Source organism: Streptomyces hokutonensis, assembly GCF_042751305.1.
Taxonomy (GTDB): Bacteria; Actinomycetota; Actinomycetes; order Streptomycetales; family Streptomycetaceae; genus Streptomyces; species Streptomyces hokutonensis_A.
The window spans coordinates 111,095-136,384 of the sequence record NZ_JBHYWD010000015.1 but is presented as its reverse complement, the minus strand read 5'-3'; the positions used below and the strand labels follow the sequence as shown (position 1 = coordinate 136,384).

General features: G+C 69.7%; 29 protein-coding genes. 21 read left to right on the top strand and 8 right to left on the bottom strand.

Annotated features, from left to right (window positions below):
* Positions 1-11 precede the first annotated feature (11 nt).
* Entirely contained in the window at positions 12-428 is a 417-nt protein-coding gene (locus tag ACFXC1_RS33590) for a PNPOx family protein (RefSeq protein WP_381249951.1), read from the top strand.
* 23 nt (positions 429-451) lie between these two features.
* On the opposite strand, the gene ACFXC1_RS33585 is transcribed toward ACFXC1_RS33590, so the two are convergent.
* Positions 452-1,447, bottom strand: a complete 996-nt coding sequence (locus tag ACFXC1_RS33585) for a quinone oxidoreductase family protein (protein ID WP_381249950.1) — start codon at positions 1,445-1,447, stop codon at positions 452-454.
* A 92-nt stretch (positions 1,448-1,539) separates the two neighbouring features.
* Between ACFXC1_RS33585 and ACFXC1_RS33580 the strand changes: the two genes are divergently transcribed.
* The 3 genes from ACFXC1_RS33580 to ACFXC1_RS33570 all read left to right on the top strand — a co-directional run bounded on the left by ACFXC1_RS33580 (position 1,540) and on the right by ACFXC1_RS33570 (position 3,559).
* Positions 1,540-1,881 (top strand): ArsR/SmtB family transcription factor, encoded by a 342-nt coding sequence (locus ACFXC1_RS33580; RefSeq protein WP_381249947.1) that lies wholly within the window; start codon positions 1,540-1,542, stop codon positions 1,879-1,881.
* Between the two features lie 54 nt (positions 1,882-1,935).
* Entirely contained in the window at positions 1,936-2,781 is an 846-nt protein-coding gene (locus ACFXC1_RS33575; protein ID WP_381249944.1) for an SDR family oxidoreductase, read from the top strand.
* A 109-nt stretch (positions 2,782-2,890) separates the two neighbouring features.
* Positions 2,891-3,559, top strand: a complete 669-nt coding sequence (locus tag ACFXC1_RS33570; RefSeq protein ID WP_381249941.1) for a hypothetical protein — start codon at positions 2,891-2,893, stop codon at positions 3,557-3,559.
* Here ACFXC1_RS33570 and ACFXC1_RS33565 read toward each other — a convergent pair.
* Together ACFXC1_RS33565 and ACFXC1_RS33560 are read right to left on the bottom strand one after the other, a co-directional pair.
* On the bottom strand, positions 3,535-4,962 hold the full coding sequence (locus ACFXC1_RS33565) for a purine-cytosine permease family protein (RefSeq protein WP_381249939.1): 1,428 nt from the start codon (positions 4,960-4,962) through the stop codon (positions 3,535-3,537). The genes ACFXC1_RS33570 and ACFXC1_RS33565 overlap by 25 nt on opposite strands.
* Before the next feature lie 96 nt (positions 4,963-5,058).
* Complete coding sequence (locus ACFXC1_RS33560) at positions 5,059-5,358, bottom strand: PLD nuclease N-terminal domain-containing protein (RefSeq protein WP_381249936.1); 300 nt, start codon at positions 5,356-5,358, stop codon at positions 5,059-5,061.
* Positions 5,359-5,690: 332 nt separating this feature from the next.
* On the opposite strand from ACFXC1_RS33560, the gene ACFXC1_RS33555 reads away from it, so the two are divergent.
* From ACFXC1_RS33555 to ACFXC1_RS33545, 3 genes are read left to right on the top strand one after another with little or no spacing between them, the layout of a single operon-like run.
* Positions 5,691-7,142 carry a menaquinone biosynthesis decarboxylase gene (locus ACFXC1_RS33555; protein WP_381249934.1) on the top strand — a complete coding sequence of 484 codons (1,452 nt, stop codon included), beginning with the start codon at positions 5,691-5,693 and terminating at the stop codon, positions 7,140-7,142.
* Positions 7,139-8,041, top strand: coding sequence for a menaquinone biosynthesis prenyltransferase MqnP (gene mqnP, locus ACFXC1_RS33550; protein ID WP_381249931.1), 903 nt, complete (start codon positions 7,139-7,141; stop codon positions 8,039-8,041). The genes ACFXC1_RS33555 and mqnP overlap by 4 nt, the downstream gene beginning before the upstream one ends.
* A gap of 13 nt (positions 8,042-8,054) precedes the next feature.
* Positions 8,055-8,612 carry a Uma2 family endonuclease gene (locus tag ACFXC1_RS33545; RefSeq protein WP_381249928.1) on the top strand — a complete coding sequence of 186 codons (558 nt, stop codon included), beginning with the start codon at positions 8,055-8,057 and terminating at the stop codon, positions 8,610-8,612.
* On the opposite strand, the gene ACFXC1_RS33540 is transcribed toward ACFXC1_RS33545, so the two are convergent.
* A complete protein-coding gene (locus ACFXC1_RS33540) occupies positions 8,603-9,208 on the bottom strand; it encodes a rhomboid family intramembrane serine protease (RefSeq protein WP_381249925.1) in 606 nt (201 codons plus the stop codon). The genes ACFXC1_RS33545 and ACFXC1_RS33540 overlap by 10 nt on opposite strands.
* 102 nt (positions 9,209-9,310) lie before the next feature.
* Between ACFXC1_RS33540 and ACFXC1_RS33535 the strand changes: the two genes are divergently transcribed.
* The 6 genes from ACFXC1_RS33535 (at position 9,311) to ACFXC1_RS33510 (ending at position 13,340) form a co-directional block, all read left to right on the top strand.
* A complete protein-coding gene (locus tag ACFXC1_RS33535; RefSeq protein ID WP_381249922.1) occupies positions 9,311-9,997 on the top strand; it encodes a UbiX family flavin prenyltransferase in 687 nt (228 codons plus the stop codon).
* A gap of 49 nt (positions 9,998-10,046) precedes the next feature.
* Complete coding sequence (locus tag ACFXC1_RS33530; RefSeq protein WP_262063773.1) at positions 10,047-10,502, top strand: Lrp/AsnC family transcriptional regulator; 456 nt, start codon at positions 10,047-10,049, stop codon at positions 10,500-10,502.
* Positions 10,503-10,550: 48 nt separating this feature from the next.
* Positions 10,551-11,714 carry an aminofutalosine synthase MqnE gene (gene mqnE, locus ACFXC1_RS33525; RefSeq protein WP_019074323.1) on the top strand — a complete coding sequence of 388 codons (1,164 nt, stop codon included), beginning with the start codon at positions 10,551-10,553 and terminating at the stop codon, positions 11,712-11,714.
* A 10-nt stretch (positions 11,715-11,724) separates the two neighbouring features.
* Positions 11,725-12,249 (top strand): GNAT family N-acetyltransferase, encoded by a 525-nt coding sequence (locus ACFXC1_RS33520; RefSeq protein WP_381249918.1) that lies wholly within the window; start codon positions 11,725-11,727, stop codon positions 12,247-12,249.
* A gap of 98 nt (positions 12,250-12,347) precedes the next feature.
* A complete protein-coding gene (locus ACFXC1_RS33515; protein ID WP_381249915.1) occupies positions 12,348-12,647 on the top strand; it encodes a DUF4229 domain-containing protein in 300 nt (99 codons plus the stop codon).
* 27 nt (positions 12,648-12,674) lie between these two features.
* Positions 12,675-13,340 carry a TetR/AcrR family transcriptional regulator gene (locus tag ACFXC1_RS33510; protein ID WP_381249913.1) on the top strand — a complete coding sequence of 222 codons (666 nt, stop codon included), beginning with the start codon at positions 12,675-12,677 and terminating at the stop codon, positions 13,338-13,340.
* A gap of 4 nt (positions 13,341-13,344) precedes the next feature.
* On the opposite strand, the gene ACFXC1_RS33505 is transcribed toward ACFXC1_RS33510, so the two are convergent.
* Positions 13,345-14,634: a DUF6716 putative glycosyltransferase gene (locus ACFXC1_RS33505; protein WP_381249910.1), complete on the bottom strand. Its 1,290-nt coding sequence runs from the start codon at positions 14,632-14,634 to the stop codon at positions 13,345-13,347.
* Positions 14,635-14,841: 207 nt separating this feature from the next.
* The gene (locus tag ACFXC1_RS33500) at positions 14,842-15,690 is read right to left on the bottom strand and encodes a MaoC family dehydratase (RefSeq protein WP_381249907.1); all 849 of its coding nucleotides are present in this window, start codon (positions 15,688-15,690) and stop codon (positions 14,842-14,844) included.
* A 352-nt stretch (positions 15,691-16,042) separates the two neighbouring features.
* Here ACFXC1_RS33500 and ACFXC1_RS33495 point away from each other — a divergent pair, with 352 nt between their 5' ends.
* From ACFXC1_RS33495 to ACFXC1_RS33465, 7 genes are all read left to right on the top strand, one after another.
* Positions 16,043-17,956, top strand: a complete 1,914-nt coding sequence (locus ACFXC1_RS33495) for an AMP-dependent synthetase/ligase (RefSeq protein WP_381249904.1) — start codon at positions 16,043-16,045, stop codon at positions 17,954-17,956.
* Positions 17,957-18,053: 97 nt separating this feature from the next.
* The gene (gene kstD, locus ACFXC1_RS33490) at positions 18,054-19,826 is read left to right on the top strand and encodes a 3-oxosteroid 1-dehydrogenase (RefSeq protein WP_381249902.1); all 1,773 of its coding nucleotides are present in this window, start codon (positions 18,054-18,056) and stop codon (positions 19,824-19,826) included.
* 200 nt (positions 19,827-20,026) lie between these two features.
* Complete coding sequence (locus ACFXC1_RS33485) at positions 20,027-20,515, top strand: SAV_915 family protein (RefSeq protein WP_381249899.1); 489 nt, start codon at positions 20,027-20,029, stop codon at positions 20,513-20,515.
* The gene (locus ACFXC1_RS33480; protein WP_381249897.1) at positions 20,515-20,817 is read left to right on the top strand and encodes a DUF6317 family protein; all 303 of its coding nucleotides are present in this window, start codon (positions 20,515-20,517) and stop codon (positions 20,815-20,817) included. The genes ACFXC1_RS33485 and ACFXC1_RS33480 overlap by 1 nt, the downstream gene beginning before the upstream one ends.
* Positions 20,817-22,091 carry a WXG100 family type VII secretion target gene (locus ACFXC1_RS33475; RefSeq protein ID WP_381249894.1) on the top strand — a complete coding sequence of 425 codons (1,275 nt, stop codon included), beginning with the start codon at positions 20,817-20,819 and terminating at the stop codon, positions 22,089-22,091. Before ACFXC1_RS33480 ends, ACFXC1_RS33475 begins: the two co-directional genes overlap by 1 nt.
* Positions 22,092-22,098: 7 nt before the next feature.
* Positions 22,099-22,608 (top strand): hypothetical protein, encoded by a 510-nt coding sequence (locus tag ACFXC1_RS33470; RefSeq protein ID WP_381249892.1) that lies wholly within the window; start codon positions 22,099-22,101, stop codon positions 22,606-22,608.
* Positions 22,605-23,129 (top strand): hypothetical protein, encoded by a 525-nt coding sequence (locus tag ACFXC1_RS33465; protein WP_381249890.1) that lies wholly within the window; start codon positions 22,605-22,607, stop codon positions 23,127-23,129. Before ACFXC1_RS33470 ends, ACFXC1_RS33465 begins: the two co-directional genes overlap by 4 nt.
* Here the strand turns inward: ACFXC1_RS33465 and ACFXC1_RS33460 are convergent.
* A complete protein-coding gene (locus ACFXC1_RS33460; RefSeq protein WP_381249887.1) occupies positions 23,082-23,783 on the bottom strand; it encodes a class I SAM-dependent DNA methyltransferase in 702 nt (233 codons plus the stop codon). The two genes, ACFXC1_RS33465 and ACFXC1_RS33460, sit on opposite strands and share 48 nt — an antisense overlap.
* Before the next feature lie 157 nt (positions 23,784-23,940).
* Complete coding sequence (locus ACFXC1_RS33455; RefSeq protein WP_003992177.1) at positions 23,941-24,144, bottom strand: cold-shock protein; 204 nt, start codon at positions 24,142-24,144, stop codon at positions 23,941-23,943.
* Between the two features lie 286 nt (positions 24,145-24,430).
* Between ACFXC1_RS33455 and ACFXC1_RS33450 the strand changes: the two genes are divergently transcribed.
* Complete coding sequence (locus ACFXC1_RS33450; RefSeq protein WP_381249884.1) at positions 24,431-25,279, top strand: menaquinone biosynthetic enzyme MqnA/MqnD family protein; 849 nt, start codon at positions 24,431-24,433, stop codon at positions 25,277-25,279.
* Positions 25,280-25,290 lie beyond the last annotated feature (11 nt).

The following is a 25,290-nucleotide window of genomic DNA, read 5'->3' as shown; positions in this document are numbered from 1 at the left end:
GACAGCGCCTGGTGAACCTGCTGGTCCGCGGCCTACTGCGAACGCCGGTCCTGTCCCGGATCATCGGCCTTCGACTGGTCACCCTCTACGTCGTGGGTCGTACGTCGCGACGGCGCTATGTCGTCCCAGTCGCCTACTTGGGTCAACGTGACGAACTTCTGATCGGTGCCTCCGCCGGATGGGGACGCAACCTGCAAACGGGCGAGCAGGTCGCGATCCGACTCAGAGGCAGGCGTCGCTGGACCGATGTCCAGACCTGTACCGAAGAGTCCGAAGTCGTCTCGGCCCACGCCCACATGGTGCGCGCCAACCCGACCTTCGCCAGGTTCAACAGCATCCGCCTCGACGAGGACGGCGAGCCTGACCGGGACGACCTCCGGTCGGTCTGGCGAAATGGCGCACGAGTACTCAGGCTGACCCTGCGATAACGGCGATCCAGCCACCTTGGAGATCATTTCGTGAGGAGTTCCTGGCCCGCAACCCGCAGCAACAGCTTCCCGGTGCTGGTCCGCGCCCCCATCGCCCGATGCGCCTCCGCCGCCTCCTCCAGCCCGAACTCCGCCGTCACCGGCAGCGACACCGTGCCGTCGGCCACCGTCGCGAATGCCCGCTCGGTCAGGGCCCGTAGCGCCACCGGGTCGGTCTTCGCGAGGGTGAGGATCGAGAAGCCGGAAACGGACAGGGCGCCGGGGTACAGCTCCGGCTGGCCCACCTGCCACGGTGCCGCCGAGCTCGCGTTGCCGAAGGAGACGAGGCGGCCGTAGGTCGCGAGGGAGGCCAGACCGGCGCGCAGAGTGTCGCCGCCTACCGGGTCCAGCGCGAGGTCCACCCCACGTCCGCCCGTCGCCGCCCGCACCGGCGCCTCGAACTCGCCCACGAACACCTCGTCGTAGCCGTATCCCCGCGCGAACTCCGCCTTCCCCGCGCTCGATACGACCCCGTACACCGCCCCGGCCCCCGCCGCCCGCGCCAACTGCCCCACCACCGTGCCGACTCCGCCCGCCGCGCCCTGCACGAGCACCGTCTCGCCGGGTTGCAGCCGGCCCACGGTGTGGACGAGGGCGTAGGCGGTCGGGAGGACGGTGGGGAGGGTGGCGGCTGTGCGGAGGTCGATGCCTTCGGGGAGGGGGAAGACGGTCACCGCGTCGGTGGCGACGACGTCCGCGTAGGCGCCGCCCGCCGTGAGGGCGACGACCTCCTGGCCCACGGTCAGGCCGTCGGAGACGCCCGCGCCGATCTCCCGTACGCGCCCCGAGACCTCAAGTCCCGGTACGAACGGGAGACTTGGCACCCGGTACCCCTCGGCCCGCGCCTTCAGGTCGGCGAAGTTCACCCCGGTGTACGCCACGTCGACGCTCACCTGGCCGGGGCCGGGGCGTGGTATCTCCGTCTCCACGACCTTCAGGACCTCGGGACCGCCGTACTCCTGGAACTCGACTGCGCGCATGCCGCACACACTCCCCGCTCGACTGTTCAATGAAAAGCGAACACTCGCGAGTGTATGGTTTTCATCGAACACTCGGCAAGCGGGAGGCGGACATGGCGGCACAGCGGACCGGCGTCGGCACCAGTCACCGCGCCGCCCCGGAACACACCCACCCCGACGGCGTCCCTGTACAGACGGCTCTCGCCGCCCTCGCCGATCCCGTACGCATCACCCTGGTGCGGGAGCTGGCCGGTTCGGCGGACTGGTCGCGCAGCTGCGGCAGCTTTGACGTGCCGGTGGGGAAGGCCGCCCTGAGTCACCACTTCGCCGTGCTGCGGGGCGCGGGGATCGTGGAACAGCGGGACGAGGGGCCCAAGCGGGTCAACCGGCTGCGGAGGGAAGAGTTCGGTGCCCGGTTCCCGGGGCTGCTGGAACTCGTACTGCGTGCAGAATGAGTCGGGTCACGTGCTGAACGCGGGCCCGTCGTATCTCCAGGCAAGGAAGACCTCATGACCTCCCCGAAGACGGTTCTGATCACCGGTACGTCCTCCGGCATCGGCCTGGCCACGGCCGTCGGCACCGCACGGGCGGGCTGGACGACCATCGCCACCATGCGCGACACCGGCAAGGCGGACGCCCTGCTCAAGGCCGCCGCCGAGGCGGGCGTCGCGAACCGCGTCCAGGTCAGGCGTCTGGACGTGACCGACACCGCCGGCCTCACCGCCTGCCTGGACGAGGTCGTCGCCGAGCACGGCCGCCTGGACGCGCTGGTCAACAACGCAGGCGCGGCCCAGGTCGGCACCATCGAGCAGAGCAGCGTCGAGGACGTCCGCGCGGCCATGGAGGTCAACTTCTTCGGCGTGGTGGCGATGACCCGGGCCGCCATGCCGCACCTCCGCGCGTCGAAGGGCCGGGTGATCACCGTCAGCAGCGTCGGCGGCGCCGTCGGCCAGCCCTTCAACGAGGCGTACTGCGCGGCCAAGTTCGCCGTCGAGGGCTTCATGCAGTCGCTCGCGCCGGTCGCCGCGACCGTCGGCGTCGATGTCACCGTGGTCGAACCGGGCGCGGTGGCGAGCGAGTTCGTCGCCAACCTCGGCCTGGACGTCCCGGCCCTGCTCGCCGCCGCCGGTCCCTACGCCCCGGCGCTTCAGGCCTACATCGCCCGCACCCAGCAGTCGTTCGGCAACGCCCAGACGCCGGCCGAGGCGGCCGCTCCGATCGTCGACGCCCTGACCGCCGCCCACCCGCCCTTCCGCGTCCAGACCTCGCAGTGGGCCCGCGACTTCGTCGCCACCACCCTCGCCGACCCCGACGGCTCCGCCGTCCAGAGCCTCACCGGTAGCTGGGTGCGCTGACCGTCCCGGCGTCCCGCACCGCCCCGCCGGGCAGCGCGGCAAAGGGGACTGAACGCCTCCGGCCGCCTCCGCGTCACAGTGCCGAGTGGGGCGTAGAGGGGGCGTCGGCGTGAAGAAGCACCTGAAGAAGTACCTGTGGACCTTCGTGGTCGTCGCGATCGTCGCCGTGGCGGTCCTGGTCGCCCTGGCCGTGCACGGGCTCATGAATCCGGGCGCCGACGAGGAGACCGTGAGCGACGCCCGGCCGAAGGCCGGTGCCGGCACCGGCACCGGCACCGGCGTCGATCGCGAGTGCGTCGGCACCCGTCCCGTCGACAGCCTCCCCCACGCCTACGACGACAGCTCCCCGCTCGAACCCCTCGAACGCGTCGTCGCCCGCATCGACAAGCTCGCCCACGCCCACCGCTACGCCGCCGCCTACACCGGCCTCTCCCTCGACGAGGACAGTAAGAGCGTGGACGTGTGGCGCGTGTCCTCGGCCGCCTTCGACGACGACGTCTGCGGGAGCGTGGTGAAAGGCGTGACCGTGCGGTTGCACGACGCCGACCTCGACCGGAAGACGCTCGACGCGCTGGCCGAGCGGGTCGGCGACGACATGAGCCGCTGGGACGGCACCTTCCAGATGCGCGAAGTCGGCGTGGACGAGCGGGGGTTCGTGCGGGTCGGGGTCGACGACCCCGACAAGGCCGAGCCGATCATCAAGAAGGCGTACGGGGCGAAGAACGCCCCGTACATCAAGGTCGGGCACGTGAATCAGGCGTCGGCCTTGACCGGTTGAGCCTGAACCCGCCCCTTCGTTCCCAGTACCGACCGCAGCACCACATACAGCACCGCGCTCAGCACGAACCCCACGATCGGCGTGCTGTCGCCGAACGACGGCCAGTGCTTCGGGACGTAGCCGACGTAGTCCTCCTGGTTGGAGAAGAGCGGGACCGAGACCGCGATGCCGATCAACAGGGCTGCCAGACCGGGCCAGTTGGTGAAGGTGGGGTCGGTCAGGCGGGGGGCCAGTTCCTCGGTGGGCGTGCGGGACTGGAACCAGCGCTCCACCAGGACCACACCCAGCCACGGCGCCACCCAGTACGCGATGACCAGCAGGAACGCCTCGTACGCCGAGCCCGCGTCGGACAGTGACGCCCACGCCGCCGCCGTACCGGCCACGCCCGAGACCACTACCAGGACACTGCGGTTGAGCCACGCGGGGAGCTTCAGGCCCAGCGCGGTGAGGGAGATCGCGCCGGAGTAGACGTTGAGGGCGTTCGCCGAGACCGCGCCGAGGATGATCGCGATCAGCACCAAGTCGCCCAGCCAGCCGGGGAGATGGCCGGTGAATGCGGCCGTGGGCGTCGCGTCCTTGGGGGCCAGCAGCGTTGCCGAGGCCGCGCCCATGACGGCGACGAACGTCACCGACACGAACAGGCCGACCGCCGGGTAGAGGATCGTCTTGAACCTGTTCGCCGTGCGCGGGAGATAGCGCGAGTAGTCCGTCGCGTACGGGTTCCAGCCCGCCGCGTAGCCCCAGGCCGCGCTGAGTGCGAGAAGGAAGCCGCCGATTCCGCCGCCCGTGCCGCCCCCGCCGAGGTGCGCGTCCTTGAAGGTCCACACGCCGGCCAGCAGGAAGATCACCGCGAGCGCAGGGAACGCGTACTTCTCGAAGGTGTGCACGAAGTTGTGGCCGATGAAGCCGATGAGGATCTCGGCCACGACCACCAGCAACAGCGACGGGAGGGGTCGTAGGCCCGTCAGCGTGTTCAGTGCGAACGCCGCGCTCACGCTGTTCACCGCGAACCAACCGACGCCCGCGACAAGGCCGTTGGCCGCCGACGGGAGGATGTTGCCGCGGAAGCCGAAGGAGAAGCGGCCGATCACCATCTGCGGGACGCCGAAGCGCGGGCCGTCCAGGGAGAGGAAGCCCTGGGTGATCGCGCCGAGGCCGGTGCCCAGGACGATCGCGGCGGTCGCCTGCCAGAAGCTCAGGCCGAAGAAGAGGACCGAGATCACACCGATGTAGACGGTCGCGAACTCGATGTTCGGGGACGCCCAGGTCCACAGGAGCTGGAGGGGACTGCCGTGGCGTTCGGCGTCGGGGATCGGCTCGGCACCGGCCGTCTCCACGGCGATGACCTTGTCACCGTATTCGGGGGCGAGGGTGCCGGTTGCGTCGGCGGGAGCAGTCGTCATGCGAGGTAAGTGTCCGGTTCCTGCCGGTCCGGGCACAGAGGCGCATTGTCCGTACCGGGCCGCTCACCGGCGTACAACCTGCACGTACTGCTCGGTCTACTCGGTCTTCGGGTCCGGCTTGGGGTCGTCCTTGTTCAGGGACTTCAGGAACTCGGGGTTGTCGTCCGGCGCGACCCACTGGCCCTGCGCTGCCGACGCCCCGTCCTGGGTACGCCGCGCCCGGCCCGCGATCAGCCACGCGACCGGACCGACCAGCACCTCGCCGAAGAGCAGGATCACGAACACCCACGCCAGCTTCGGCATGCCCCGCACATCCTCCTCGGGCGTGTTCAGGCAGTCCACGAAGGCGTAGATCCACAGGGCCAGGACCAGCAGGAAGGGCAGATACCTGAGCATGGCGGCGAGATTCTCCTGAGTGGTGGGACGGCCCCGGTGACGGGGTCAGGTTAGCGGGTGGGTAAGAAACGCGGTCCCCGCCTTGTCCTGTTCGGTACCGCGCGCAGGATGGGGGGATGGCGCGAGTGGTCGTGCAGTGCAGTCAGGGGCATCGCTTCTCGACGGTGTGGGTGCCTTTCGCCTCGTTCAAAGCCGTGCGGCTGGGACGATCGCGCTATCAGAGATGTCCCGAATGCGGACGTTTCCGGCTGGTGCGGCAGGCAACCGACCGCGCGACCCGCAACGGCGACCCGTGAGCCGGGTCGCCGGGCCCGTGCCGGATACTGGGACACATGGCTTACGACGATCTTCGCTCCCTGCTCAGGGCACTGGAGCGCGAGGGAGACCTCAAGCGCATCAAGGCCGAGGTGGACCCCTATCTGGAGGTCGGGGAGATCGTCGACCGGGTTCAGAAGGCCGGTGGGCCCGCGCTTCTCTTCGAGAAGGTGAAGGGCTCGTCCATGCCCCTCGCCATGAACGTCTTCGGGACCGACCGGCGGCTGCTCAAAGCCCTCGGGCTGAAGTCGTACGGCGACATCTCCGAGAAGATCGGCGGGCTGCTGCGGCCCGAGCTGCCGCAGGGGTTCGTGGGGGTGCGGGACGCCTTCGGGAAGCTCGGCTCGATGACGCACGTACCGCCGAAGAAGGTCAAGGACGCGCCCGTGCAGGAGGTCGTCCTCCAGGGCGACGACGTCGATCTCGACGCGCTGCCGGCCCTCTTCACCTGGCCGCAGGACGGCGGGTCCTTCTTCAACCTCGGGCTCACGCACACCAAGGACCCGGAGAGCGGGATCCGCAATCTCGGGCTCTACCGGCTCCAGCGGCACGACAAGCGCACCATCGGCATGCACTGGCAGATCCACAAGGACAGCCGGAACCACTACCAGGTCGCCGCGAGGCGCGGGGAGCGGCTGCCGGTCGCCATCGCCTTCGGGTGTCCGCCCGCCGTGACCTACGCCTCCACCGCGCCCCTTCCCGGTGACATCGACGAGTACCTCTTCGCCGGGTTCATCGCGGGCAAACGGATCGAGATGGTCGACTGCAAGACCGTGCCGTTGCAGGTGCCGGCGCAGGCCGAGGTCGTCATCGAGGGGTGGCTGGAGCCCGGCGAGATGCTGCCGGAGGGGCCGTTCGGCGACCACACCGGGTTCTACACGCCGCAGGAGCCGTTCCCCGCGCTCACCATCGACTGCGTCACGATGCGGAAGCGGCCGTTGCTTCAGTCGATCGTCGTAGGCCGGCCTCCGACGGAGGACGGACCGCTGGGACGGGCGACGGAGCGCTTCTTCCTCCCCCTCCTGAAGATCATCGTGCCGGACATCGTGGACTACCACCTGCCCGAAGCGGGCGGATTCCACAACTGCGCGATCGTCTCCATCGACAAGAAGTACCCGAAGCACGCCCAGAAGGTGATGCACGCGGTCTGGGGTGCGCACATGATGTCCCTGACCAAGCTGATCGTGGTCGTCGACTCCGACTGCGACGTCCACGATCTGCACGAGGTCGCGTGGCGGGCCCTCGGCAACACGGACTACGCCCGTGACCTCTCGGTCGTGGAAGGACCCGTCGATCATCTCGACCATGCCTCCTACCAGCAGTTCTGGGGAGGCAAGGCGGGCATCGACGCGACGAGGAAGTGGCCCGAGGAGGGCTACACGCGGGACGGCGGCTGGCCCGAGATGGTGCTGTCCGACCCGGAGACGGCGGCGAAGGTCGACCGCCGGTGGAAGGAGTACGGCCTGTGAGCAGCGCGTCAGCCGCGATCCCGCAGCCGGGGCGCACCAAGGCGTTCCTACGCCTCGTCATGATCGAGCACTCCGTCTTCGCCCTGCCCTTCGCCTATATCGCCGCGCTGACCGCGATGTTCCAGTGGGACAGGAACATCCACTGGGGGCGGCTGCTGCTGGTCACCATCTGCATGGTGGGGCTGCGGACGTTCGCGATGGCGGTGAACCGGATCATCGACCGGGAGATCGACGCCCGTAACCCGCGCACGGCACACCGCGAGCTGGTCACCGGCGCGATGACGGTGAAGCACGCGTGGACGGGCGCGCTCGTCGCGCTGGTCGTGTTCCTGAGCTCGGCGGCCCTGCTGAACCCCCTCTGTCTGGCGCTGGCCCCCATCGCGGTGATCCCGATGGTGATCTATCCCTACGGCAAGCGGTTCACGAACTTCCCGCAGGCCATCCTCGGTCTCGCCCAGGCCATGGGCCCGGTCGGCGGCTGGCTGGCGATCACCGGCGAGTGGTCCTGGGACGCGGTGATCCTCGGTCTCGCCGTCGGCATCTGGATCGGCGGCTTCGACCTGATCTACGCCTGCCAGGACATCGAGACCGACCGCGAGATCGGCGTCATGTCGGTCCCGGCCCGCTTCGGCATCCCCGCGTCCATCTGGGGCGCGCGCGTCTGCCACACCATCACCACGGCCCTCCTCGCCTGGTACGGCGCGGCGACCGGCGCGGGTGCCTTCTTCTGGTTCGGCCTGCTGATCGTCGCGGGCGCGTTCGTGTACGAGCACTCGATCGTCCGGCCGCATGATCTTTCGCGGTTGAACAGGGCGTTCTTCAGCGTCAACGGGTTCATCGGGATCGCCCTGTTCGCGTGTGCGCTTCTCGATCTTCTGGTCCGGGGGCTGACCGTGTGAGTAGCGTGCGTCCATGGACCGTCTGCACGCGCAGCTCTCTCGTTTCGAGGACGCGTTTCCCGGTTTCCTGACAGAGATCGTCGAGGGCAGCGTGGTGGCGACACCGGTCACACCGCACCACGGGCACACGATTCAGGGTGTGTGGGCCGTCATCGAGGAGCAGCTGCCGTCGGAGTGGGTCCTGGTGAGCGATGTGGCCTTTCCGTTCGACGACGCCAATGAGTTCTGCCCGGACCTCGCGGTCATCCCCGCCATGGCGGAGGCCGAGAACAGCAGTGCGTATCCGCCGGACCTCATCGAGTTCGTGGCCGAGGTGGTGTCTGAGGGCAGCATCCGCCGCGACTACGACGTCAAGCCTCGCTGGTACGCCTCCCGAGGCATCGCCAACTACCTGATCCTCGACTCCCTCAAGGGCCACTGCGTCACGATGTGGAACCCGGGACCTGACGGCTACCGTGGCCGCGACACCATCCCGTACGGAACCGAGGTCGCCGTCGACTCCCCCCTGGGCAAGCTGACCATCCCCACCGCTCACCTCCCGGTCGACCCGAAAGCCCGCCCTCAGGCCTGAAGCGCCGGCCTCTGTTGGGCGGGGCGCCGGAACGCGAACGCCGCCGTCACCCCCGCCGCCAGTCCGATCAGGTGTGCCTGCCAGCTGACCCCCGACTGCGTGGGCGCGAGGCCGAACAGGATCGACGTGCCCCAGACCACGCCGATCAGCAGGCCGACGGCTATGCCCAGCGGGCGGCGCTCGACGAAGCCGGTGACCAGCAGGAAGCCGAAGAGGCCGAAGATCAGGCCGGAGGCGCCCGCCGTGTTGGTGTGCGCCGGGGATATGAGCCAGACGCCGAGGCCGTCCGCGACGATGATCAGCGCGCAGACCGCGGCGAAGCGGCGGAGGCCGCCCAGCGCGGCGAGGAAGCCGAACACCAGCAGCGGCACACTGTTCGCCGCCACATGGGCGAAGCCGAAGTGGATGAACGCGGCCGGCACGATGTCGAGCAGCTCGGACGGCTCGCGCGGCACGATCCCGAGGCTGTCCAGCGCGTGGCCGGACACCACGTCCACCACTTCGAGCAGCCACAACAGCGCGACCCAGCCCACCATCAGCTTGGCCGCGGCCTTCGCGCGGTCGCCCCGCGACCACTCCGACTCCGTACCCGACATGGCACCCCCCACGGTCCACTCGCGGTCCACTTGTCCCCACAGAAGAACGCCCCGGGCCCCTTGGCCGGTTCCCGTTCCGCGACGCCAGCTAGGCTCGGTCCCGTGAACCCAGTCAAGCCAGGAGAGACGCCGCGTACGCCTTGGATCGTAGGGGTGTCCGGCGCTTCCGGCACCCCATACGCGGCTGCGGTGCTGCGCGGGCTCCTCGACGCGGGCGAGAGTGTCGACCTCGTCGTGTCCCGGGCGTCCCGGCTCACCCTCCTCGACGAGACGGGGATCTCCTTCAGGGACGCGCACTGGCGGGACGACCTGCGCGAATGGCTGGCCCGCGGCGCCGACGGCAAGCCCGGCACCTTCGAGCCCGACATCGCCGCCGTACGGCACTGGAGCGCGGGCGATCTCGCGGCGGGGCCGTCCTCGGGGTCGTACCCCGCGAAGGGCATGCTGATCGTGCCCGCGTCGACCGCCTGTGTCGCCGGGGTCGCCCTCGGGCTGAGCAAGGACCTGTTGCAGCGGGCGGCGAGCGTGACCCTCAAGGAGCGGCGCCGGCTGGTGGTGTCCGTACGCGAGACGCCGTTGAACGGGCAGACGCTGCGGCACCTCGTGACCCTGGACGACCTGGGCGCGGCCGTGGTGCCGGCCTCGCCCGGTTTCTACGCCGGCGCCACCCACATCCAGGACCTGGTGGACTTCGTCGCCGGGCGGGTCCTGGACGCGGCGGGCGTCGAGCACGATCTCTACCGCCGGTGGAAGGGCGACCTCGGGGGTTCCCGCTCCACCGGCAACTGACGTACGGCACGCACCTATTCATCCTCATCACCGGAAGGCAATCGATCGCATGGACGCGGTGGACAGGCAGCTCATCCAGGCCCTGAGAGAGAACGGCCGGGCCTCCTACGCGGAGCTGGGGCGCCTCGTCGGCCTGTCGGGACCCAGCGTCACCGACCGCATCAACCGGCTGGAGGCGGCCGGTGTCATCACCGGCTACCGCGCGACCGTCGACTCGGCCTCGCTCGGCCTCGGCGTGATCGCCCTGATCGGCATCTCCCTCTCGGACGCCGCCGACCACGAGGACGTGGCGGCCCGGCTGAAGGACCTCAGCGAGATCGAGGACTGCTGGTTCATCGCGGGCGAGGACTCGTTCATGCTCAAGGTGCGGGCACCGGACGTGGACGGCCTGGAGAAGACCATCCGGCGGCTGTCCGGGACCAAGGGCGTGTCCCGTACTCGTACGACCATCGTGCTCTCCACGAAGTGGGAGAACCGGGTCGGAGAGCTGCCCGAAGAGGCGTAGTGGCGTAGGCGTACCGTTTAAGAAGTTGTCTCAGGAAGAGGTATGGGCATGGATGTCGGGCTCAAGCGCGAGCTGGAGCAGAAGGTCCGCTCCGGTGAGCGGCTGTCCCGCGAGGACGGCGTCGCGCTGTACGAGTCGGACGACCTGGCCTGGCTGGGCGGGCTGGCGCACGAGGTGCGGACGCGGAAGAACGGCGATGTCGTCCACTTCAACGTCAACCGCCACCTCAACATGACCAACGTGTGCACGGCGTCCTGCGCCTACTGCTCGTTCCAGCGCAAGCCGGGCGAGAAGGACGCGTACACGATGCGGATCGAGGAGGCCGTCCGCCTCGCGAAGGCGATGGAGGGCGAGAACCTCACCGAGCTGCACATCGTCAACGGCCTGCACCCGAACCTCCCCTGGCGCTACTACCCGCGCTCCCTGAGCGAGCTGAAGAAGGCCCTCCCGAACGTCTCGCTGAAGGCCTTCACGGCGACGGAGATCCATCACTTCGAGACGATCTCGGGGCTCAGCGCCTCCGAGATCCTCGACGAGCTGATCGACGCGGGTCTGGAGTCGTTGACCGGCGGCGGCGCCGAGATCTTCGACTGGGAGGTCCGCCAGCACATCGTGGACCACCGCACGCACTGGGAGGACTGGTCGCGCATCCACCGGCTGGCGCACGAGAAGGGGCTCAAGACTCCGTGCACCATGCTCTACGGCCACATCGAGGAGCCGCGCCACCGCGTGGACCACGTGCTGCGGCTGCGTGAACTCCAGGACGAGACCGGCGGTTTCCAGGTCTTCATCCCGCTGCGCTACCAGCACGACTTCGTGGACATGAAGGACGGGAAGGTACGGAACCGCCTCCAGGCGCGTACGCAGATGGCGACCGGCGCGGAGGCCCTGAAGACCTTCGCGGTCTCGCGGCTGCTCTTCGACAACGTCCCGCACGTCAAGGTCTTCTGGGTCATGCACGGCGTCCAGACCGCCCAGCTCGCGCTCCAGCACGGCGCGGACGACATGGACGGCTCGGTCGTCGAGTACAAGATCACGCACGACGCCGACAACTACGGCACCCCGAACAAGCTCACCCGCGACGACCTCCTCGACCTGATCCGCGACGCCGGTTTCCAGCCGGTCGAGCGGAACACGCGCTACGAGATCATCCGCGAGTACGACGGCCCGGACCCGGCGCGGCGGGAGTCGCCGCAGCCGATGCGAGTGTGAACACGGAACGATGGCGCTCACCTTCGAACTGGACCCCGCGATAACCCCTGCCCTGCGCGAGGAGATCCTCACGCTCTGGGCGGACGTCTCCAACGCGGGCGGCTCGGTCGGCTTCGTGGCACCGGTCACGGTGGACGAGATACGGCCCGAGCTGATCAAGCACTTCGTCTCCATGGCGGAGGGCCGCACCCGGCTGCTGGTCGGCCGGGACGAGACGGGCACGGTCGCCGCGACCGTGTTCCTCGCGTTCAACACCCACCGCCTGATGCTGCACTGGCTGTGGCTCTACACGGTGATGGTCCACCCCCGCCACCAGGGCAAGGGCTACGGGCGGGATCTGCTGGCCGCCGCCGAGACGGCGGCCCGCGGTCTCGACGGCATCGAGGCGATCCGCCTCACCTGCCGGGGCGGCCACGGTCTGGAGCGCTTCTACGGCTCCTGCGGCTACAAGGAGGTCGGCCGGGTGCCCGGCGCGATCCGCGTCGCCCCGGGTGACGACCGGGACGACATCTTCATGCTGCTGCCCCTGCTGTGAGCCGCTGAGGTGAGCCGCGTACCCCGCCCGAAGATCGGTGGGGGCGCGTGCTTCACTGGTTGGGCCTGTTCGTCACGGTTACGGAAGAGTGGATTGAGATGTTCCGCTACACGCTGATGCGCCTCGGAGTCTTCGCGGGCTGCCTCGGAGTCGTCTGGGGCCTCGTCTACCTCGGCGTCTTCCCGCGCGGCTTCGGTGAGTCCAACGGCATGTGGATCGTGCTGCTGGCGCTGGTGATCTCGGCGCCGATCAGCTTCGTGGTGCTGCGCGGGGTGCGGGACCGGGCCTCGGTGCAGATCGTCGAGCGGGTCGACCGGATGAAGGCGAACCTGGACGCCAACCGCAACCAGGAGGACGAGGCCGTCGACGCCGCCGGTGCGCAGGGGCAGACTTCCTGACACCTGGGCCGAACTACCCTTGCCCCCATGGGTGCCGTGAAGACCAAGCGGATGCCGCGTGCGGTCCGTGAGCAGCAGATGCTCGACGCCGCCGTGCGGACCTTCGGACAGCGTGGCTACATGGCCGCGTCGATGGACGAGATAGCCGAACTCGCGGGCGTGTCCAAGCCGTTGGTGTATCTCTATCTGAACTCGAAGGAAGACCTGTTCACCGCGTGCATCCGGCGCGAGGGCCAGGCCCTCACCGAGGCGGTACGGGCCGGGGTCGACACCCGCTTGCCCGCCGACCGCCAACTCTGGGACGGGCTGCGGGCGTTCTTCACCCACACCGCCCAACATCCGGACGGCTGGTCCGTCCTGCATCTCCAGGCCCGCACGCACGGCGAGCCCTTCGCGGCCGAGGTGGCCGCGCTGCGCGCCGAACTCGTCGCGTTCGTCACCGAGTTGATCGCGGTCACCGCCCGCGAGGCGCACCGCGACCGTGACCCCGACCTCGCCGAGCGCGAGGTGGCCGGCCTCGCGGAGGCGCTGGTCGGTGCCGCCGAGTCCCTCGCCGCCTGGTCCAACGCGACCCCGGGCGTCACCGCGAAGCAGACGGCGGCGACCCTGATGAACTTCGCGTGGGCCGGCCTCGGCAACCTGATGGAGGGGCGGCCCTGGTCACCGCCGGCCGTCACCGAGGACCGGCCCTGAGGTCTCAGACGGCCCCCCACTTGCGCAGCGTCGGCGCCACCCGCTGGTATCCCACCCGGTACACGGCCTTGGCACCGCGCCGGGCGACTCCTCGTACGGCCCTCTTCAGGCCCGAACCGCCCGTGCCCAGCGGGGTGCCCAGCGGGCGGCCCTTCTCGTCGAAGCCGTTGCGGGCCAGCAGGCCGCCCAGGTAGATGCCGGCGCGTTCCGGTGTGTAGTAGGGGCGCAGCGTCGGCAGCGGTCCCGCGGCGCGCAGCGCGGCCACGCGGGCGCGGGCGGCGGCGTAGGGGTCGCTCTTGCCGATGCCCTGGGCGTCGGCCCAGGCGGGGTCGGGCAACGGGAGGGCGCCGGCGTCGAGTTCGTCCCAGGAGGCCAGGCAGCCGGAGTGGATGAAGTAGTGGTTGCCGTGTGCCTCGCGGACGCCGAAGTCGGTGAGTATCGCGGTGGGTATGCCCCGCTGCATCGACTCCAGGGCGGCGGTGGAGCTGACGGTCACCAGGAGGTCGGTGCGGTCGAGGACCTCGCCCATGTTGCCGTAGACCAACTGGAGGTTGGCGGGGGCGGGTTCGGCGAGGTTCTGGATGAGGAGCTGGTAGGGGTCGGCCTCGACGTGGGTGGTGTGTTCGCCGGGGAGGCTGCGCAGCTTCATCAGGACCTGGCGGTCGGGGTGGCGCCGGGCGTGCGCGGCGGCCCGCTCCAGGAGCCGCATCCGGTCCTGCTTGCCCTTGGGGACGGAGGGCTGGACGGCGAAGGTGAGGGTGAACGGCCGTTCGGTGGACGGCCGGTAGGGCTCGCCGCCGAGGAAGGGCAGCGCGCACTCCACGACCGAGTCCGGGTCGACGCCGACGCTCGCGAACGCGGCGCCGAACCGGCGTGCGTCGTAGGTGGAGTTGGCGAGGACGATGTCGGTGCCGCCGCGGGTGAGCAGTCCGTCGATCATCTTCTCGTAGACGACGCCGACGTATCCGGTGACGGTGATGGGCCGGTGTTCGCGGCCCGACCAGGCGAGGCCGAGGCTGTGGGTGAGGGCGAGAACCGTGCCGCCGGAGACGGCCATGACGACGATGTCCGCGTCGGCCAGGTCCGCGTCGTCGACCAGTTCGGCGGTGGGGAGTTCGCGCGCGGTGTCGGGTTCGATGCCGATCTCGGCGAGCTGCCGCTCGGTCGGGGTCGACCGGCCGCGCAGGAAGTACGCGTCGAGGGCGTGCCCCGGGGCGATCTGCTGTGCCACGGACGCGCCCCACTTCCAGCGGGTGTCCGAGTCGGCGAGTACGGCGATGCGTCTGGGGGGCATGGCTCAGGGGCCCTTCCTGGCGGGTCCGGCGAAGTGAGGCGAGGGTAAGAAGGAACCCTGAGGAATGCATGAGCGATCGCTTGAAAGTGCCTTGGGTGGGCTGGGGTTTTCCTGTGCGGAATGCTCAAGGACCCTTTGTTCGCCTGGGGTTCCGTGAAGCGCCGAAAGGAGCCGGACGTTTTTTGTTCGCTCAGTGTTCACTGGAGATCAGACAACGGGCGGGCGCACGAACCCCTCCACGTGTGTCCGGCCGGTCACGTCCCGCAACGCGAACCGGTCGCCGAGCGCCGCGTACTCCACGGTTCCCGGCAGCAGCACCGGCGCCCTGAACTCGGCCCGCACCAGCGCCCGTTCGGGGGTCCCGTGGGCGGCGAGACAGCGGGCCGCCGTCCACATGCCGTGCGCGATGGCCCGGGGGAAGCCGAACAGGCGGGCGGTGAGCGGGTGGAGGTGGATCGGGTTGCGGTCGCCGGACGCGGCGCCGTAGCGCCGGCCCACGTCCTCGCCGAGCCGCCACTCGGCGACAGTGGGCAGGGGTTCGGGCTCCCCGGTCGCTGCGGGGGGCTGCGCCTCCGTGCGGTGCCGGGCGAGATAGGTGCTCCGTGACTCCCAGGCGAGTACGCCCCCGGCCCGCATCTCCGTCGTGACCGTCGCCTCGGTGCCGCGCCGGTGCGGGGCCAACTCGTCGACGTAGACCGTGAGTTCGTACTCGCCGGTGGCCGGTGTCGCCGTGTGCCGGGTGATCTCCACCGAGGTGTGGACCAGGCCGAGCAGCGGCAGCGGAAAGGCGCGGCAGCTCATCAGGCGCATGGCCAGCGGGAAGCCGAGGACGTGCGGATAGGTGATGGGCAGGGCGTCGTCGCCGGTGGGGAAACCGCACACCCGCTCGTAGGCGGCCAGCTTGGCCAGGTCGACGCGGACGCCGGGCAGGACGAGCCGGGTGCGGGGGAACTCGGCGTCGGCGCGGGGCCGTTTGAAGGGGGAGAGGAGGGCGCCGCGGAGAAGGAGCGGGGTGAGCGCGGGGGTGTCGGTGAGGGGTGGATAGGGGTTGGCCATGTCCCACTCCCGGATGATGTCCTGGGCGGCTCTTTTCGGCTTACTTCGGAGTAAGGTTACCGCAGGTAAGGCCAAGTGGGGCGAGCCGGGCGGTCCATGGTGGGTGCATGGGTGACGCATTGGTGACGCACGGCCGACGTATGGCCGACAAAACGCTGCGAACCCGCCGAGGTTGCACAGGCCCGGCTCCGTACCACCCCCGAACCCGCACAAAGTCCCCACGAGGGACCCGTACGATCTTCGACCTGACCCGAGGTAACACCCGGCCGTCGGTCGTGGATGAACACCTCGGTACGCATCATGCGTACCTAATGCAGCAGAGCGGTACAAGCTGCGCGCCTCAGGAGCTGCCATGTCCCTCGCCTACCCGTCCGGCTACGACTACGACGGTGCGCCCGTACTCGTGGAGCCCGAGATACGGCGGCTGGACGGCGTGGTCCGTGAGGTCTCCGTGCCGCCGCTGGTGGCGCCGGCCACCCACGGCTCGCTCGCCGACGTGCCGTTCGAGAACGCGGCGGCGGCCCCCGACCACCTGGTCCTCAGCAGACAGGCGGAGGACGGGAGTTGGGCGGACGTCACCGCGGCCGAGTTCGCCGAGCAGGTGCAGGCCGTCGCCAAGGGGCTGATCGCGGAGGGCCTCGCGCCGGGCGACCGGATCGCGGTCATGGCGCGTACGTCGTACGAGTGGACGCTCCTCGACTTCGCCGCGTGGGCGGCCGGTCTGGTCACCGTCCCCATCTACCCGACCTCCTCCATCTTCCAGATCCGCTGGATCCTCCAGGACACGGGCGCGGTCGCGATGGCCGCCGAGACGGTCGCGCAGGCGGCGGCGCTCGGCCCGGAGACACCCCGGCTGCCCGACCTGCGCCACATGTGGATCTTCGAGAAGGGCCATCTGGACCGGCTGGCCGAACTGGGCCGGACCGTCCCGGACCAGGAAGTCGCCGTACGGCGCGGGGTGTTGCTGCCCGACACGCTCGCCACCGTCATCTACACCTCGGGCACCACCGGCCGCCCCAAGGGCTGCGCGATCACCCACGGCAACTTCCTCGCCGAGGTCGACAACGCGATCGAACTCCTCTACGGCGTCTTCAAGAACAAGGCGAACGAAGAGCCCTCCACCCTCCTCTTCCTCCCCTACTCCCATGTCTTCGGCCGGATGGTCGCGGTCGCCTGCATCCGCGCCCGGGTCCGCCTCGGCCACGCCGCGAGCCTCAAGTCCGAGGACCTGCTGGCGGACCTGGCGAGCTTCCAGCCCACCTTCCTGCTGGCCATCCCGTACATGCTGGAGAAGGTCTTCAACAACGCCCGGGCGAAGGCCGAGAAGGGCGGCCGGGGCAAGGTCTTCGACCGCGCGACCAACGCGGCCGTCCGCTACGGCGAGGCCCTGGAGACCCGCCAGTCCGGCCAGGGCTCCGGCCCCAGCGGCCCGCTGCGGACGGCCCGCGCCTTCTACGACCCGCTCGTCTACCGCAAGATCCGCAACGCGCTGGGCGGCAAGCTCCGTTACGTCATCTGCGGCGGCTCCCCGCTGGGCCGCCGGCTCGCCGCGTTCTACGCCGGCGCGGGCATCGAGATCTTCGAGGGCTACGGCCTCACCGAGACCACGGCGGCCGCGACCTGCACGCCACCCCTCAAACCCCGTCTGGGGACGGTGGGTTGGCCGATGCCCGGCACCAAGGTCCGGATCGCCTCCGACGGCGAGATCCTGCTCGCCGGCGGCCAGGTCTTCCGCGGCTACTGGGACCCGCACGGCGACGGGGTCACCCCCGCCTCCCAGGACGGCTGGCTCGCCACCGGCGACATCGGCCACCTCGACGACGACGGCTATCTGACCATCACCGGCCGCAAGAAGGAGATCCTGATCACCGCCGGCGGCAAGAACGTGGCCCCGGCCCCGCTCGAGAACTGGCTGCGCGCCCACCCCCTGATCGCCCAGTGCATCGTCGTCGGCGACCGCCGCCCCTACGTCGCCGCCCTCATCACCCTCGACCTCGAAGGCATCACCCACTGGCGCCAGATGAACGGCAAACACCCGGTCCCCGCCGAACTCCTCGTCGACGACGACGAGTTGAGAGGGGTCCTGCAACGGGCCGTGGACGACGCCAACAAGCTCGTCTCCCGCCCCGAGTCCATCCGCCGCTTCAGCGTCCTCCCGGTGGACTTCACGGAGGCGGCGGGCCACCTCACCCCGTCGATGAAACTGCGGCGGGAGGTCGTGATGCGGGACTTCGCACGGGACATCGAGGCGCTGTACGCGAACTAAGCGTCGTTCAGGGTGGTTTGAGGGAGTCTCGGTTATTGACTTCACAAGACCCCCGCGCGACATTCCCAGCCCATTTCCCCGTCGGGCTGGAGCGACCATGACCCCGAGCACGGACGCACATGCGGAACTCCCGGGCAGAAGAAGCGTGTTGGCCGGTGGTGCGGTCGCCGCGCTCGCCGTCGCCGGAGTCTCCTCCTCGGCCCAAGCGGCCGACCTCCCCCTCCTCGGCACCTACGACGTCGTGGTGATCGGGTCCGGAGCGGCCGGGATGACCGCCGCGCTGACCGCCGCCAAACAGGGCCTGAGCTGTGTCGTGGTGGAGAAGGCGCCGACCTTCGGGGGCTCGGCCGCCCGCTCGGGGGCCGGGATCTGGATCCCCAACAACCCGGTGATCGTGGCGGCGGGAGTCCCCGACACCCCCGCGAAGGCGGCGGCCTACCTCTCCGCTGTCGTAGGCGCCGACGTCCCCGCCGACCGCCAGCAGTCCTTCCTCGCCCACGGCCCCGCCATGATCTCCTTCGTCATGGCCAACAGCCCGCTGCGCTTCCGCTGGATGGAGGGATACAGCGACTACTACCCGGAGTTGCCGGGCGGCCTGCCCAACGGCCGTTCCATAGAACCCGATCAGCTCGACGGCAACATCCTCGGCACCGAACTCGCCCACCTCAACCCGCCGTACCTCGCCGTCCCGGCCGGCATGGTCGTCTTCAGCGCCGACTACAAGTGGCTCGACCTGGCCGCGGTCAACGTCAAGGGCGCCGCCGTGGCGACCGAGTGCCTGGCCCGGGGGACGCAGGCGGCGCTGCTCGGGCAGAAGCCGCTCACCATGGGGCAGTCCCTCGCCGCCGGTCTGCGCGCCGGACTCCAGTCCGCGCAGGTGCCGGTGTGGCTCAACACCCCTTTGACCGACCTGTACTTGGAGAGCGGCGCCGTCACCGGAGCCGTCGTCACCCGCAACGGAACCGCCGGACTGGTCCGCGCCCGGCGCGGGGTCGTGGTCGGCTCCGGCGGCTTCGAGCACAACGCGGCCATGCGCGCCCAGTACCAGCGCCAGCCCATCGGCACGGACTGGACGGTCGGCGCGAAGGAGAACACGGGAGACGGCATCCGGGCGGGCCAGAGGGCGGGCGCCTCGCTCGCGCTGATGGACGACGCCTGGTGGGGACCGGCCATCCCGCTCCCCGCCGACCCCTACTTCTGCCTCGCCGAACGCACGCTCCCCGGCGGCCTGTTGGTCAACCAGGCCGGTTCCCGCTTCGTCAACGAGGCCGCCCCCTACAGCGACGTCGTCCACACGATGTACGACCGCAACGCCGCCGCCCCCGACATCCCGGCCTGGCTGATCGTCGACCAGAACTACCGCAACCGCTACCTCTTCCGGGACGTGCTGCCGACGTTCGCCTTCCCCGACGACTGGTACAGCTCGGGCGCGGCCCACAAGGCGTGGACGTGGGACGCCCTGGCCACGTCGATCGGCGTCCCGGCGGCGGCTTTGCGCTCCACAGTGACCCGTTTCAACTCCCTTGCGGCGAGCGGCAAGGACACCGACTTCGGGCGCGGCGACAGCGCCTACGACCACTACTACACGGACCCCGCGATCCTCCCCAACTCCTGCCTCGCCCCGCTCTGGCTCCCCCCGTACTACGCCCTCCGCATCGTCCCCGGCGACCTCGGCACCAAGGGCGGCATGCGCACGGACGCACGGGCACGGGTGCTGCGGGCCGACGGTTCGGTGATCCCCGGTCTGTACGCGGCGGGCAACGCGAGCGCGGCGGTGATGGGCCACAGCTACGCGGGCGCGGGCTCGACGATCGGTCCGGCGATGACGTTCGGGTATGTGGCGGCGCTGGATCTGGCGGGGGTGCTGTAGCGGTCGTGGCGCCGCGGGCCGGCCTGGTCATCACCCGGTCAAGTGATGGCCAGGCTGCGCCCAAGCGGCCGTATGCATTGCGCATGCAACGGGCCGGTAGGGCGGACATAGCCGGATTTGAGCCCTCGGTCGATGGCTACTGTGATGGCGCGAACACGTCCACAGCGACGATCACGACCTACGGGGATGAGGAGACGGCGGTGGGGGAGCCGAACCGTTCACGCCTTCTTGAGTACACGGAGGGGCCGGCGGCCGCGGAGGCGCCCGAGGTGCGCCGGTCCAGCCTGCTCGACTACGCGGAGGCGACACCGCCACCGGGGCCTTCGGCGGACGGGCGGCCGGGGCCACGGCCCGGGGTGCCACCGTACGAGACGCCCGTATTCGTGCCCGCCCATCCCCGGTACGTCGACGTCGTGGACGACGACGGGCGGCCGGTCCGTGTGCCGTTCGTCGTCTACGAACTCTTCGAGCATCCCGCGCGGCACACCGCGGCCTACGCCTTCACCACGGTGGAGAAGCTGGTGGCCGCTTTCGGCGAGGCCCAGCCGTGGGTGCTCACCTCGATCGGGCCGCTCGCCGAGGCGCTGGGGGAGCGGGGAGCCACCGTCGTCCTCGACCCGAAGGTCGCCCCGGGGCGGCACAACTGGCAGCCGGCCGACGTGGCCGCCTACGCGCGGGAGGTGCGCTGATGTCGGCCGACTTCAAGGCGGTGCTGAGCGACCTCACCTCGATGGCCACCACCTTCCACGACCAGGCCACCGACTACCGCAAACTCCAGCCCCAGGTCTCCCCGCCCGTGGTGAGCGGCGGGGACGCGGGCCTCGACGACGCGATCAAGGAGGTCGCCCATCTCATCCTCGGCCTGCACGGCCTCTTCGCCGACCGGCTCGACGACCACGGCGACAAGGTCGCGTACGCACGTGACTCGTTCCATCGGCACGACGTCGACGTCCACGGGGTGTTCGACGACCTGATGGTGGGAGAGGACTGATGGGCGACAGCTGGATCGGCGGCGACATCGGCGGACTGCACACGATGGCCACCACGTACAAGAACGCCAAGGACCAACTCGACGACGTGGTACGGCCGGTGACCAATGCCGTCGAGTCGCTCGTCGAAGACGCCGGGTGGAAGGGCGACGCGGCGGAGGAGTTCCGCGCGAAGTGGAGCGAGGACGCGCTGACGGCCGGCGCGTTCGCCAGCCTGGTGTTCGAGGCCGGGGACATCCTCGGCACCCTCGCCGACGCGCTGTCCACCTGCGAGACGGCACTCCAGAACGCCGAGCACGTCGCCACGGGCAAGGGCGTGTCCATGGGCGACAAGGGCGTACCCCTGCCCATGCTCACGGCGAACCCACCCAGCGCGGCCGACCAGAAAGCCATCTCCGCGATGACCGAGTACGACACGGTCCGCAAGCAGGTCGAGCACACCGCCCAGCACGCACGGCTGGTCGCCGCGGACAAGCTGCGCGGGCTGTACGCCCAGGTCACGGACCCGGTGTCGACCGGCGACAAGATCACCATCGCGGACGCGCTGCGCGGTCTGTACGCCTACGACGCGGAGGACGCGCGGGCCGGCGGCAAGAAGGCGCGCGCCCAGCTCGACGACGCGAAGGCCGCGGAGCAGACGGCGAAGAAGGAACTCCGCGCGGAACGCAAGGCGTACCAGAAAGCGGGCCGCTCCCTCCCCAAGGACCTGCCCGCCAAGAGCGCCTACCGCGACGCCGTCATGCAGGTCGACTCCCTGGAGGAGGCCGTCGCCCGCGCCGACGTCGGCAGCAGCAAGCTGCCCTACGACCGGCTCCTGAACGTCAAACTCGCGGACGCGGCGGACGCGTTGAGGCTGGGCAAGGGGCTTGAGGCAGTGCCGGAGTTCCTCAAGGAGATACCGGTCCTGGATGTCGCGGCGGCGGCCGCTTGTGGGCTGATCGAGGCGAAGGACGACCATGACAAGGGGTGGTCGTGGCAGCACTCGGTGACGGTGGATGTCGGTGCGGCTGTCGGTGGTGTGGTCGTCGGCGCCCTCGCGGTGGCGGCGGCGCCCGTCGAAGGCGCGGTGGCCGTGGCGGCGGTCGGCGTCGGGGCGGCGATCCTCGGGACGGATGTCCTTGACCACTCGTTCCACGAGCACTGGAGCGAGGACGTTCATGACCACGGTGTGGTCGGCGGCGTGCTGCACGGCGTCGGCAATGTCGCCTCGGAGACCGGGGACGACGTCGTACGACTGAAGGATGACGTGTGGCATGGCATCAAGAGCCTCTTCTGATACCCCGGTGACGGGAAGTCCCGCCCAGATCCCGGCTCTGCCTGCGCTGGGCACCACGTGGTACAAGCGCGGGGTGCGCTACTGGCTGCGCAGGATCGCGACGGCCGTGCTGTGGCTCTCGGTTCTGGCCTTCCTCTGTTACATCGAGCTCAGGCTCTACCTGGGTGTTCCCCGCACTGATCTACCGCCGACCGTCCGTAGGGTCTGGGACGTGGTGCAGGCGATCATGTGCTCTGCCGCCCTGGTCTGGGGGTGGGTAAAGCAGCGCCGGGAACTGCGCAAGGGCCTCCTGGACCCGCCCACTCCCAAGCAGGCCCAGGCCGCCAGACGCGGGCAGAGCACGCGGGCACCGGGTCTGGCTCGTGCCGCCGTGCTCCCTGCGCTGATCGTGGCTCCCGTGCTGCCGGCGATTCTCGCCTACGCCGTCAGCTGGTTCGTCGCCTGGCTCACCGTCCGCGAATACCCCAGCGAGGTCGGCGCCCGCCGCTGGCTGCAGGAGCACTCGTCCGGAACATGACCACCCCCTCCGACATCCCGAAGCTTCCCGGCCTCGGCAGGACCTGGTACAAGCGCGGCTTCGGCTACTGGCTGCGCCGTGCCTCCGGTGCGCTCCTCTGGTTCGTACTGATGGCCCTGATGTGTGGCGTCGTCGTCGAGCTCTACCAGTCGTTCCGCGTTCACCTGCCTCCGGCCCTGCGCCTGGTGTGGGACTGGACGCAGGCGGCCGCATCGTGCGGATTCGCGGTCTGGGGTTGGTCGCAACAGCGCCGGGCCATTCACAAGAAGCTGCTGAACCCGCCGACCCCTGCCCAGGCCTGGACGGACAAGCGCTATGACACCCGGCGCGGCCAGAACCTGGGCCGCGCCGCTCTCATCCCAGCGCTGCTCGTGCTCCCCGTCGTACCGGCCCTCTTCGCATGGAGCGTCGGCACGCTGGCCGCCGCCTTCACCGTCCGCGAATACCCCAGCGAGGTCGGTGCCCGCCAAGCCCTACAGAACCGGGACCGCCTTGCGGCCGGTCAGAAACGCCTGGGCTGACGACTCCCCGAGTTCCGTCTTCGCCTCCCGCACGGTCCGTGACCGGACTTCGAACCCCGCCGCCTCCAGCAGTTCCGCCATCGCCTCCGGTCGCCGCCGTTCGAAGTCCAGGCGTACCGGGTGGCCGAAGGGCCGGTCGAGGGTGAGGGGGTGGTCGCCCGCCTGGAAGGCGATCAGGAGGTGGCCGCCGGGGGCCAGGACGCGGTGGAACTCCGTGAAGAGGGACGGGAGTCGGTCCACAGGGGTGTGGATGGACGAGTACCAGGAGACGGCCCCCGCGAGCGTCTCGTCCGGGATGTCCAGCTCCAGCATCGAGCCCTGCCGGAAGCACAGGTCCGGGTTCTCGCGGCGCGCGATCGCGAGCATCGGCTCGGACAGGTCCACGCCGAAGACCGGCAAGCCCAGTGAGGAGAGGTACCCGGTCACCCGCCCCGGCCCGCAGCCGAGGTCGGCCACCTGTCCGCCTCCGGCCCGGATCACCAGCTCCGCGAAATCGGCCAGCACCGCCCCGTCCCGCGGCCCGGTGAGCTCCCCGGCGAACATCTCCGCGTAGTCCTCGGCGATCGCGTCGTAGAAGATCCGGGTGGTGGTCACGAAGCCGGCTTCGGATTCGGATGGGGCCTCGGATTCGGCCTCGTCTTCGGTGGATGTCATGGGCCGGGACCCTACCGACCCCCACCGACAGCCCGCCCGACCGCCGGAGGCAAAGGCAGGAGCCCCGTCGCCTTGCGGCGCGGGGCTCCTTGGGTACTGCTATCTGTTCCGGATCAAAGCACCAGGCTCCGAGACCGAATAACTACGATCGTGTGACTCAGACGGGGGTGACGTTCTCCGCCTGCGGGCCCTTCGGGCCCTGGGTCACGTCGAAGGAGACCTGCTGGTTCTCCTCCAGCGAACGGAAACCGCTCGCGTTGATCGCGGAGTAGTGAACGAAGACGTCGGGGCCGCCGCCTTCTTGGGCGATGAAGCCAAAGCCCTTTTCGGCGTTGAACCACTTCACGGTTCCGGTAGCCATAAGCCCTCCTTGGGCCCAAAGGGTTGCCCTGCTCCAGAACCCTGCAAGTGTGAAAACAAGTCCCGCACTACTGCATACGTCTGAAAACGACTAGAGCCTGCGGTTACATGCTCCGCAGGCTCTGTACTGCAAGGGAAACCAAACTGCAACTTGCGGCGAGCCTAGCACGCGGGCAGCCGAAAGCAATAGAGGCCAAGATCACATCACCCGGACGTTTGAAGATCGCCAAACGCTTGACTGTGGGGCCGAAGTATGGAGCGTACCTCATGAGGTCTAGCCTCGCGTTGTGGACAATTCTCGCACCCGGCCGCGCGTCGGCCACATCCAGTTCCTGAACTGCCTGCCCCTGTACTGGGGGCTCGCGAGAACGGGCACGCTTCTCGACTTCGAGCTCACCAAGGACACCCCGGAGAAGCTCAGCGAGCAGCTGGTGCGGGGGGACCTCGACATCGGCCCCATCACACTCGTCGAGTTCCTCCGCAACGCGGACGATCTGGTCGCCTTCCCCGACATCGCCGTCGGCTGCGACGGCCCGGTGATGTCCTGCGTGATCGTCTCGCAGGTCCCGCTGGACCAGCTGGACGGCCGCCGGGTCGCCCTCGGCTCCACCTCACGCACCTCGGTCCGCCTCGCCCAGCTCCTGCTGGCCGAGCGCTACGGCGTGCGCCCCGACTACTACACCTGCCCGCCCGACCTGAGCCTGATGATGCAGGAGGCCGAGGCCGCCGTGCTCATCGGTGACGCGGCGCTGCGCGCCAACCTGCTCGACGGGCCCCGCTTCGGGCTGGAGGTGCACGACCTCGGCACGCTCTGGAAGGAGTGGACCGGGCTGCCGTTCGTCTTCGCCGTGTGGGCCGCCCGCCGCGACTACCTGGAGCGCGAACCGGGCATCACCCGCAAGGTGCACGAGGCCTTCCTCGCGTCCCGCAACCTCTCCCTGGAAGAGGTCGGAAAGGTCGCCGAACAGGCCGCCCGCTGGGAGGACTTCGACGAAGAGATCCTGGAGCGCTACTTCACCACCCTCGACTTCCGCTTCGGCGCACCCCAGCTGGCCGCTGTCGCCGAGTTCGCCCGCCGGGTGGGGGCGACCACCGGTTTCCCGGCCGACGTGAAGGTGGATCTGCTCCAGCCCTAGGAACCGGAGGG